A 9,572-nucleotide genomic window follows, 5' to 3' on the forward strand; every position below is an offset into this window, starting at 1 on the left:
ATATCAAAGGGGCTGATGAAACAGCCAATGGTCTGGTGGAAGTGACGTTAGAGAATGGTGCCAAACTGGAATCAAAAACCGTGATTCTGTCGACCGGTGCACGCTGGAGAGAGATGAATGTTCCAGGTGAGCAGGAATATAAAACTCGTGGTGTAGCCTACTGCCCGCACTGTGATGGTCCTTTATTCAAGGGTAAACGTGTTGCGGTGATTGGTGGCGGTAACTCGGGTGTGGAAGCCGCGATTGATCTGGCAGGGATTGTAGAGCATGTAACGCTGGTGGAATTTGATACCAAGCTTCGTGCGGATCAGGTGCTTCAAGACAAGCTGAACAGCTTGCCGAACACCACCGTGATCAAGAATGCGCTGTCGACTGAAGTGCTGGGTGATGGTGCACAGGTGACCGGTCTGAAATACAAAGACCGTGCCACAGATGAAGAGCATACAGTTGAACTTGCAGGGATCTTTGTACAAATTGGTTTGTTACCAAACACTGATTTCTTAAAAGAAACAGCTGTTGAGCTAACCAACCGTGGCGAGATTGTGATTAACGACCGTAATGAAACCAATGTCAAAGGTGTGTTTGCTGCAGGTGACTGTACCACAGTGCCTTACAAGCAAATCATCATTGCCACCGGTGAAGGTGCCAAGGCGTCATTGTCTGCTTTTGATTACATCATCCGTTCAGTACAGTAAGTTTTAGACTAGCTCAAATAAAGCCTGCTTGATGCGGGCTTTATTTTTAATTGATTTTGTCATTATCTTTTTAGATTCAACTATATTTTTCAGATAATGAATCGTTTGATCATTTTCTTGATACGATCTTAGTCATGTAATTAATTTTTACCCTATATAGATACTATGTAATTGTCGGCAATCTCGTCTTGCCAGCCCAGAAAAGCTCTCCTATTATAGAGCGACAAATCATCTTTCATGATCGAAGAATAAAAAGGATAACATCCTGGGAGAAGAACAATGCAGTATCAATATCATTGTGCCTGCTGTGAAAAAGTAGTCGACTCTACAGAAAAATCATGCTCAAGCTGCGGCTCACATCATATTCGCAGCCCTTTTGGTTTTTGGGTTTTGTGTCTAGTAGCCTGCCTCGTTACAGCAATTGTGTTTAAAGTGGTGCATTTGTATGTACAGTCACAACAAGAAGTTCCAGTACAACACTCTCTACTCGACGTTTTAAAAGAAGAAGATAAAAGACTTCGCTAATTTCATTCATCTCACAACAAAGACCTGTTGGTTCAAACAGGTCTTTTTATTACTCTTGAATAATTCAAATAGCTATGCGGAAAATAGCCTCATCAAATCCAGATTTGATTTACAATAGTTGTGGATTTGAATGAGAGATGTGCCATGGTTCAGTTAATTAAAAAAGGTGGATTGCGTGAGCGCGCCAACCGTAGCCGCAGTTATCAAGGCTCTGAAAATACTGAAACTACCTTAAAGCCTAATCGTTATCAAACGGCGCTTAAAACACCAGACAACTCAGCCTTTCCTGCCCCGACCTCACTAACTTCTCCAGCATTAAATGAAGATATACCCCTTAATTCATCAGAATAAGTGCGTCATACCATAACCACAACGCAAATAGCAGAAATAGTCCACCTGAAATCATATCAATATAACTCCCCGAACGCTGGTACAAGGTTTTAATTTTTGTTTGGGAAATCAACAGCATCAATAAAGTGAAGGTGATAAAAGTCTGCAAGGGAATAATTACCGCTAACTGTGCTTTCAAATAATCGGAAGCAGACGAACTTAAGGCCAGTGAAAATACGCTACTAAAATAGATCAGTGTTTTGGGATTAGAAAGATTGGTCCATAAGCCCAACATAAAATAGTTTTTAGCTTGCACCTGTCCATTTGTATCGTCGTCGGTCTGATGTCCATTTTTAAAGCTATGCACACCACCCTTTAACATGGCCCATCCCATTTTAGCCAAGAATATGCCACCCAAAAGCATTAAGGCGTGCTGGATCCATGGAAACTGGTCAATTAACACAGTAAAACCCGCAAGTGTCAGTACTACCCAAACCACAATACCGGCAGAGATCCCTGCAATAATTTTCAAGGCATTCTGGCGTGTGGTAGATGCGGCACTTTTGGCAATGAGCAAAATATCGGGACCGGGACTGAGTTGAGCAACAAAATGCAGGAGACAGATCGTAAAAAGCAGAGACATTAAAATAAGGTAAATTTATAAAAATATATTATAACGTTTGTTCAAAGAGATTAGAAAGCTCCAATAAAAAACCGAATCATCAGATTCGGCTTAAATAGAATTTTTTAAATAAAACATTTATTTTGGATTGATATCTTTCATTTCAATTTTTTTGGCCTCAGGTCTCACTTCACGTGCTTCACCATCAATAATGTTGGAATCACCGCGACCTGATTGCTGATTTTGCATATCCTGCATTTGACGCATCATCTCGGCAAATGGGTTCTGGCCTTGTGCACCACCCATATCGCCCATCATGCCACCCATCATTTTTTCCATCATGAGTTGCTGACGTTTCATCATCGCTTTCATTATAGCAGCCTTAAAAACCTGCTGAACCGCTGGAATGAGCATCAATACTGCCAATACGTCGGTAATCAATCCAGGAATAAGCAGAAAGAAACCTGCCAGAATTTTAGGTAAATTTCCTGTTAATGCAGGATCTGCACTCATCTGTCCCATCTGCATTTGCTGCATTTGTGGCATTACACCGGCCGAGTATTTACGGATCAGATTCATACCAATAAAAAATGCGGCCACAAACCAGAAAAATACGTACCACATGCTCCCGACGAGGTCACCCACGCCAATCCAGACAAATACTTCTAGGATTAAGCCTGCAAGGATAATAAGAAATAATTTCATGAAAATTAATCTAATCTCAGTAAAATAAATAATAGGATGCTGGAATCAACTGCTTCATCAGGATCAAGCTTTTTTGATACGCTTATGTAACAATATGGGCATTATTCTATTTTTAAAGTGCGGGCATGTCATTAATTATTGGGATTGACCCCGGTTCTCGTTTAACCGGTTACGGAATTATCGAAAAAGACGGCTCCAAACTGACTTTTGTTGATGCCGGCACCATCAGAACAGAAACGACAGAAATGCCTGAACGTTTAAAACGGATCTTTGCCGGCGTGGAGCGCATTGTAAAATTTTATGGTCCCACTGAAGCTGCGGTAGAACAGGTCTTTATGGCACAAAATCCGGATTCTGCCTTAAAACTCGGTCAGGCCCGTGGTGCTGCTGTTGCGGCACTGGTCAATCTGGATTTGAAAGTCGCTGAATATACTGCGCGCCAGATCAAGCAGTCGGTAGTGGGTTATGGCGCTGCGGATAAAGAACAGGTGCAGATGATGGTAATGAATATTCTAAAACTCAGCATCAAACCGCAGCAGGATGCCGCCGATGCTTTAGCTGCTGCTATTTGTCATGCCCACGCCTCAGGCAGTATGAGTAAAATGGCGGTATTGAATGCGTTGGGTGGTATGGCACGCGGCCGGAGTCGCGTCAGTAGCCGTCGTCGATAAGGTTTAACGCAATATTATAAAGTCTTGAGCATCTAGCTCAGATTCCAGATACTCTTGAATAACCGCTTGTACGATTGCACGAGCAGGCCCTTTCCAACTTCGTGTAATCATTTCCTGAAGTTGGGAGTCTGTTCCAGCAATAACGGCCTCCACCTCACCTGTGCTCAAGTTCTTCACATATCCTTTCAGTCCAAGCGCCTGAGCCTGCTCGGCAAACCAGTAACGGTATCCGACTCCTTGAACTTGGCCTGAAATATTCAGTTTGATGACTGGCACACTATTCTCCTTAGCGATTCACGACCTGATAAATCGCATGTTTCATATCCTGTGCCTGCAAGCCACGTTCGCCATTTTTGGCCAGTTCATCACCTGCAAGTGCATGCAGCGTCACAATTTCATGCAAATAAATTTTTTGCGCAAATTGCGCCTTTAGACTGGCAATCATGCCGGCCAGCACATCCCCCATTCCGCCAGTTCCCATACCGGCATTCCCGGCATTGCAGATGTAAAGCCTTTCTTCCAGAATCAGGCTGCCTGAACCTTTTAGCACCCACTGTCCCTGATATTTTTGTTGCAGGGCATGAATGGCTGCAATCCGATCCATTTCAACTTCCGCAGTGCTACATGCTAGCAAAGTTGCAGCTTCTCCTGGATGTGGTGTGGCATAAGTCTGGGAATTCAAAACTTGAGGCTGCTTGGCCAGAAACCATAAGGCATCCGCATCCAAAACAACCTCCAGATCAGATTGCTGAGTCAGCTCAAACCAAGCTGTATATTGTTGCTCTGACCAAGAATCACGACCTAATCCCATGCCAAAACAGACTGCATCGACCTGCTGAATCAGTGCTTGGCGTTGCTCCTGAGTTAAAAGATTGATATCACGCAGCATAATATTTGGCGCACGTGACAAAATCGCGGTGTGGTGTTTTGCATCACAAACGATCGTCACTTTACCCGCTCCGGCAGCAAATGCTGCTTCAGCAGCCATGATCACTGCCCCCCCCATATCGGCATGACCACCTACAACCAAGACATGACCATAACTGCCTTTATGACCAAAGGCTTCACGCTTCGGCAATTGAATCTGATGTGATGAAAGACAAGCAATTGGTTGAAGCTCAGTATCTGTCGGGATAGCAGAAATCAGTTCGATCTTGCCCGCATATTCTTTGCCTTGTCCGGTAAACAGTCCTGCCTTAAGCCCTAAACCCGTGAAAGTGTAGTCAGCTTTAATCGCAACAGGCAAAGGCTGGCCTGTATTGGCATCCAATCCACTCGGAATATCAATTGAGATTTTTAATCCAGTTTGCTGATTGATCGTTTGAATAACATTTTGCCAGTCAAAGTCCAGCTGACGGTTCAGACCAATTCCGAATAATGCATCGATATAGACCTCACATTCAGATTGAAAATCAAAATGCGAATAAGGCTGCAAGCCAGCTTGCTGAGCTTCCTGCACAGCCGATGCTAAATCTTTGGAATTACCCAACTCAACTGCATAAATATCAACACTGAAGCCCGCCCGTTTGAGATATTTGGCCACAAGATAGCCATCGCCGGCATTATTACCCTGACCACAGCAGACAGCGATTTTTTTTATTTTTTGCTGGGAAAATAAAGTGATCAGCCGCTGACTAATCCCCCAGGCGACTTGTTGCATTAAACCGTAGGAACTATTTTGCTGTTGAAACCAGCGCTGCTCCCATGCTTGTAGATCACGGCTATGGTAAACTTGTTGCTGCATTTCTTATTCCCTGTCTTTGGTTTATGGCAACTCCCGATTCTCAAGCGCAAATTAAAGTTTATCAACAAGATCCAGCCGAGCTAAAAGCATGGATTAAAGCGCAGGCTTTAGAATTGGGTTTTTCTGATTGTGTCATTGCCAAACCAGATGCTCAAGCAGAATTAGCACGCTTACAGGAATATCTGGATCGTGGTTATCATGGTGACATGAAGTTTCTGGAAGAGAATCTGGAAAAACGTGCCAATCCCGCCTTACTGGTTCCCGGCACACGTAGCATTATCTGTGTGCGTATGGATTATCTGGTCGACGCACCAGAACCACGTTATATCCCTTATGCACCCAACTCTGCCATTATCGCGCGTTATGCTCGTGGCCGGGATTATCATAAAACCATGCGCGGTCGCCTGAAAACCTTGGCGACAAAAATCCGGGGAAAAATCGGAGATTTTGAATCACGTCCTTTTGCGGATTCTGCACCCATTTTTGAAAAATCGCTGGCTGAAAGTGCCGGCATGGGCTGGACAGGTAAACACACCCTGCTGATTCATAAAACATCAGGCTCATTCTTTGTACTGGGTGAACTGTTTACTTCACTGGAACTGCCCTTTGATGAACCGGCGACCAAACATTGTGGCTCCTGTACTGCGTGTATCGACATCTGTCCGACTCAAGCCATTGTCGAACCGTACATGCTGGATGCACGACGCTGTATCGCCTATCTGACGATCGAATATAAAGGCATTATTCCAGAAGATTTACGACGCGGAATTGGCAACCGTGTTTTTGGTTGTGATGACTGCCAACTGATTTGTCCCTGGAACAGTTTTGCCCAAGTCACCTCGATAGAGGATTTTCATCCGCGTCATGGTCTGGATCAGATGAGTTTACTGGATTTATGGCAATGGGATGAAGCCACCTTTTTAAGTGCGACTGAAGGCAGTCCGATGCGTCGTACGGGTTATCAAAGCTTTATGCGCAATATCGCCATTGGTTTGGGCAATGCGCCCTTTGATGGGCATATTATTCAGGCACTCCAACAACAGCGTGATCAGCATGATGAAATTGTGCAGGTACATATCGATTGGGCCGTTCAAGAACAACTGGCAAAATCCAGCTAATTTTCTCTCACTATTAAAATATATTTCAACTTTACCTAGATTCACAGTTTCACTTAAAAGCCTTACACACCCGTGTTTCAGACTATGGCATAAATAAAAATAGTCAGAAATGAAGAATGAAGTGGAGGAAAGATGATGTCATCAAAAAATCCAAATCAAGAACTGCTTGAGCAGCTTCAGCATGACCAGCAGAAGCAACAACAGCAGCAGCCGCAACATGGCCCGATTAATTCCCCAAAAAACAATCAGCATGAACAGGATCAGCGCGTGTTTAACAAGCAGCACCGTAGTGATCTGCATGGCCAGGATATTCATGGAAATCACAGTAATAAATAATCTGGCAACTGAAAAAATAAGCTCACCTCGTGTGGGCTTTGCCATTTATATAAGGTCATATTTTGCTAGTGAAGCAAAAGCTTATTTTTATTAAGATGAACCGAATGATAAATAAGCATAGATAGGGAAAGAGATGAACAGTAGTGATGCGGTACGTAATGATTGGTCACGTGAAGAAATACAAGCACTTTATCAGCAGCCTTTAATGGATTTAGTATTTCAGGCGCAACAGGTTCATCGTGAACATTTCACTGCGAATACCGTTCAGGTGAGTACCCTGCTCTCGATTAAAACCGGTAAATGTCCTGAAGACTGTAAATACTGTTCACAATCAGCGCATTATGATTCCAAACTGGAAGCTGAAAAACGTATTGCTGTGGATAAAGTGATTCAGGAAGCCAAACAGGCGCTGGCCTCAGGAAGTTCACGCTTCTGTATGGGGGCTGCATGGCGCAACCCGCATGAACGCGATATGCCTTATGTGCTGGAAATGGTACGTGAAGTTAAAGCACTCGGTCTGGAAACCTGCATGACACTGGGGATGCTAAATGGATCGCAAGCTGAACGCTTGAAAGATGCAGGACTGGATTATTACAACCATAATCTGGACACTTCTCGTGAATACTATTCACATATCATCAGCACGCGTAGCTTTGATGATCGTCTGGATACTCTGGATCATGTGCGTCAGGCGGGTATGAAAGTCTGTAGCGGCGGTATTGTGGGTCTGGGTGAAAGCCGTGATGACCGGATTGGTTTATTGTATGAACTTGCAACTTTGGCGATTCATCCGGAATCTGTGCCGATTAATATGTTGGTGCCGATTGAAGGCACACCGATGGCAGATGTAGAAAAATTGGATGTGATTGAATGGATTCGGACCATTGCCGTGGCACGCTTGCTAATGCCTAAAAGTTATATTCGCCTTTCTGCCGGCCGCGAATCCTTAAGCGATTCGGATCAGGCTTTGGCGTTTATGGCCGGTGCCAATTCTATTTTTTCTGGTGAAAAACTGCTGACGACCCCTAATACATCCCAAGGCCGGGATCAGCAACTTTTTTCAAAATTAGGTTTAGTTGCAGAACAGCCAAAACCGAGTGTTCGCAGTCTGGCTACAGATGCAATGGCAAGTTAATCACTGTTTAAGTTGATGAACTCGCAGAAAAGTTATGTGCAGTAATTAAAATGCCATAACGGGCATTCAGATAATCTCCGACTCGGATTTGATCTACTCCATTGGCATGATGCACCATCAGCGCTTGCGTGACTGCATCATAGCTAAAGGAGTCATAACTATCTTGATGCAGGCTGAGCCAGTGCAGCGTATCTGCCAGGTTGCTGTCGACGATATAGGTATCTGCATGAAAATCTTTGCTCATATTCCTGTTTATCGTGTTGAAATTTCCCTTTAATTTTAACGGAAATTAGCCCATGACAAGCATAAAAAAAGTGAGCCATTGCTCACTTTTCTTGTAAAAACTTTAGTCCTTATTCGTACCGCACTTACGACACTCCCTGTGTTCCCCGATTTCTTGCATTTGCTCATATTCATAAATATGCAAACAAAACAATTTTCTTAAAAGCTGAAGCATCATTGAAACTCCTGTTTAATCATTTTTTTAATACGCTTCTTAAGATATTCCGTCCTGAAACATCATGATTTTTGACTAAAAAATCATCTCATATTAATTAGCATAATTTTTTCAGTTGTAAAATGCATTTCATCTACTTTTCACTTTTTTTGCAGATATTCTTTGAACTACATCACAATTATTTCATAAATATGAACTTTTTTTTTGATTAAAGAGGATGTTTATGGAATCTAGATAACAAAAGTAATATCTGAGGGAGATGCTTTTTTATTAAGCTGGTAACGAAGAATCTTTATTGAAAGGCAAACCAGAAAAGTTCATTATCAGTGGAGGCAACCCATTTTAAGTCCTTCGAGATAAGAACGACGATCAATTAAGTGAATTGCTTACTTCAGATTTCATAATATCCAAAAACAAAAAACCCCTTACGATTAATGCACGTAAGGGGTTGTTTTATATGGTGGGCCCAGACAGACTTGAACTGTCGACCAACGGATTATGAGTCCGCTGCTCTAACCAACTGAGCTATAGGCCCTATATGCTGAAAACTTTATTTATCAATAAGTTCAGGCGTCATGAATACTAGCTAAGATTTTTTGGAAAGACAAGTGCTTTTATAACTGCTTGAACATTTAGGCAGCAATCATAAGCGACTAGTCTTGGCCAAAATTTCAGTTACTTAAGACTTCAGTATAGGAGGCATATAGAAAAATGAGATACATGCTGCATCATTTAAGATAAATGAGCCTGTATCTTGAATTTAATCCGGTTTACTAAGCGTAAAACTGATAGATTTAAGGTCTTAGTATATCTATAAGGTATCAAAATTCTTTATTACTCAGGCAGCAATGTTAAAGGAATAGCCTAGAACTAAAGAAGATAGAATGACTAGAATTCAGACTTCATTTCTTCGTCTTTATGTAAATCCTGCTTAATTTCGATCAAAGACCATACAATTATAAGCGCAAAAATCAATAGGGAGACTACGAAGCCTGTCATGTACGTCATACTTTTCAATCTCAGAGTAGAAAGAATAAGAAAATAGAAAAGACATGTATCAGTCTTCTTCTTCGACAAAAGTCTAATAACTAAAGTGTGCTCTGGATAGTCATTTTTTCATCATTTTAAGACTTTTTTTGTATCTACTAGGGCGTGTCCTCATTTGAAAAATTGGTTTTAAATACTTAAAATCCTCCTTTAAGCTCTTTTGATTTCTATATTTTTTCAATGGCAC

The 9,572-nt window shown here is 42.3% G+C and carries 12 protein-coding genes and 1 tRNA gene; 7 read left to right on the top strand and 6 right to left on the bottom strand.

Annotated features, from left to right (window positions below; genetic code table 11):
• From NI468_RS15440 to NI468_RS15450, 3 genes are all read left to right on the top strand, one after another.
• A partial coding sequence (locus tag NI468_RS15440; protein WP_253102557.1) for an FAD-dependent oxidoreductase occupies positions 1 to 695 on the top strand: 695 nt, incomplete at its 5' end.
• A 279-nt stretch (positions 696 to 974) separates the two neighbouring features.
• Positions 975 to 1,220 (top strand): hypothetical protein, encoded by a 246-nt coding sequence (locus tag NI468_RS15445; protein WP_253102559.1) that lies wholly within the window; start codon positions 975 to 977, stop codon positions 1,218 to 1,220.
• A gap of 144 nt (positions 1,221 to 1,364) precedes the next feature.
• Positions 1,365 to 1,571, top strand: a complete 207-nt coding sequence (locus NI468_RS15450) for a hypothetical protein (RefSeq protein WP_253102561.1) — start codon at positions 1,365 to 1,367, stop codon at positions 1,569 to 1,571.
• Here NI468_RS15450 and NI468_RS15455 read toward each other — a convergent pair.
• On the bottom strand, positions 1,555 to 2,193 hold the full coding sequence (locus tag NI468_RS15455; RefSeq protein ID WP_253102563.1) for a LysE family transporter: 639 nt from the start codon (positions 2,191 to 2,193) through the stop codon (positions 1,555 to 1,557). The genes NI468_RS15450 and NI468_RS15455 overlap by 17 nt on opposite strands.
• 117 nt (positions 2,194 to 2,310) lie before the next feature.
• Complete coding sequence (locus NI468_RS15460; protein ID WP_005247360.1) at positions 2,311 to 2,877, bottom strand: FxsA family protein; 567 nt, start codon at positions 2,875 to 2,877, stop codon at positions 2,311 to 2,313.
• 125 nt (positions 2,878 to 3,002) lie between these two features.
• Between NI468_RS15460 and ruvC the strand changes: the two genes are divergently transcribed.
• A complete protein-coding gene (ruvC, locus tag NI468_RS15465; RefSeq protein ID WP_004278925.1) occupies positions 3,003 to 3,548 on the top strand; it encodes a crossover junction endodeoxyribonuclease RuvC in 546 nt (181 codons plus the stop codon).
• Between the two features lie 3 nt (positions 3,549 to 3,551).
• Here ruvC and NI468_RS15470 read toward each other — a convergent pair whose 3' ends face one another.
• Positions 3,552 to 3,824, bottom strand: a complete 273-nt coding sequence (locus tag NI468_RS15470) for an acylphosphatase (protein ID WP_004278926.1) — start codon at positions 3,822 to 3,824, stop codon at positions 3,552 to 3,554.
• A gap of 10 nt (positions 3,825 to 3,834) precedes the next feature.
• A complete protein-coding gene (locus tag NI468_RS15475; protein ID WP_253102565.1) occupies positions 3,835 to 5,292 on the bottom strand; it encodes an NAD(P)H-hydrate dehydratase in 1,458 nt (485 codons plus the stop codon).
• Between the two features lie 23 nt (positions 5,293 to 5,315).
• Between NI468_RS15475 and queG the strand changes: the two genes are divergently transcribed.
• The 3 genes from queG to bioB all read left to right on the top strand — a co-directional run bounded on the left by queG (position 5,316) and on the right by bioB (position 7,881).
• A complete protein-coding gene (queG, locus tag NI468_RS15480; RefSeq protein ID WP_253102569.1) occupies positions 5,316 to 6,410 on the top strand; it encodes a tRNA epoxyqueuosine(34) reductase QueG in 1,095 nt (364 codons plus the stop codon).
• Between the two features lie 132 nt (positions 6,411 to 6,542).
• Positions 6,543 to 6,746 (top strand): hypothetical protein, encoded by a 204-nt coding sequence (locus NI468_RS15485; RefSeq protein ID WP_004278929.1) that lies wholly within the window; start codon positions 6,543 to 6,545, stop codon positions 6,744 to 6,746.
• 133 nt (positions 6,747 to 6,879) lie between these two features.
• Complete coding sequence (gene bioB, locus NI468_RS15490; protein ID WP_253102567.1) at positions 6,880 to 7,881, top strand: biotin synthase BioB; 1,002 nt, start codon at positions 6,880 to 6,882, stop codon at positions 7,879 to 7,881.
• A 7-nt stretch (positions 7,882 to 7,888) separates the two neighbouring features.
• On the opposite strand, the gene NI468_RS15495 is transcribed toward bioB, so the two are convergent.
• The gene (locus NI468_RS15495; RefSeq protein ID WP_034438286.1) at positions 7,889 to 8,125 is read right to left on the bottom strand and encodes a hypothetical protein; all 237 of its coding nucleotides are present in this window, start codon (positions 8,123 to 8,125) and stop codon (positions 7,889 to 7,891) included.
• Positions 8,126 to 8,796: 671 nt separating this feature from the next.
• Positions 8,797 to 8,873, bottom strand: a tRNA-Ile gene (locus NI468_RS15500).
• Positions 8,874 to 9,572 lie beyond the last annotated feature (699 nt).

This window comes from Acinetobacter lwoffii (assembly GCF_024129355.1).
Classification (GTDB): domain Bacteria; phylum Pseudomonadota; class Gammaproteobacteria; order Pseudomonadales; family Moraxellaceae; genus Acinetobacter; species Acinetobacter lwoffii_I.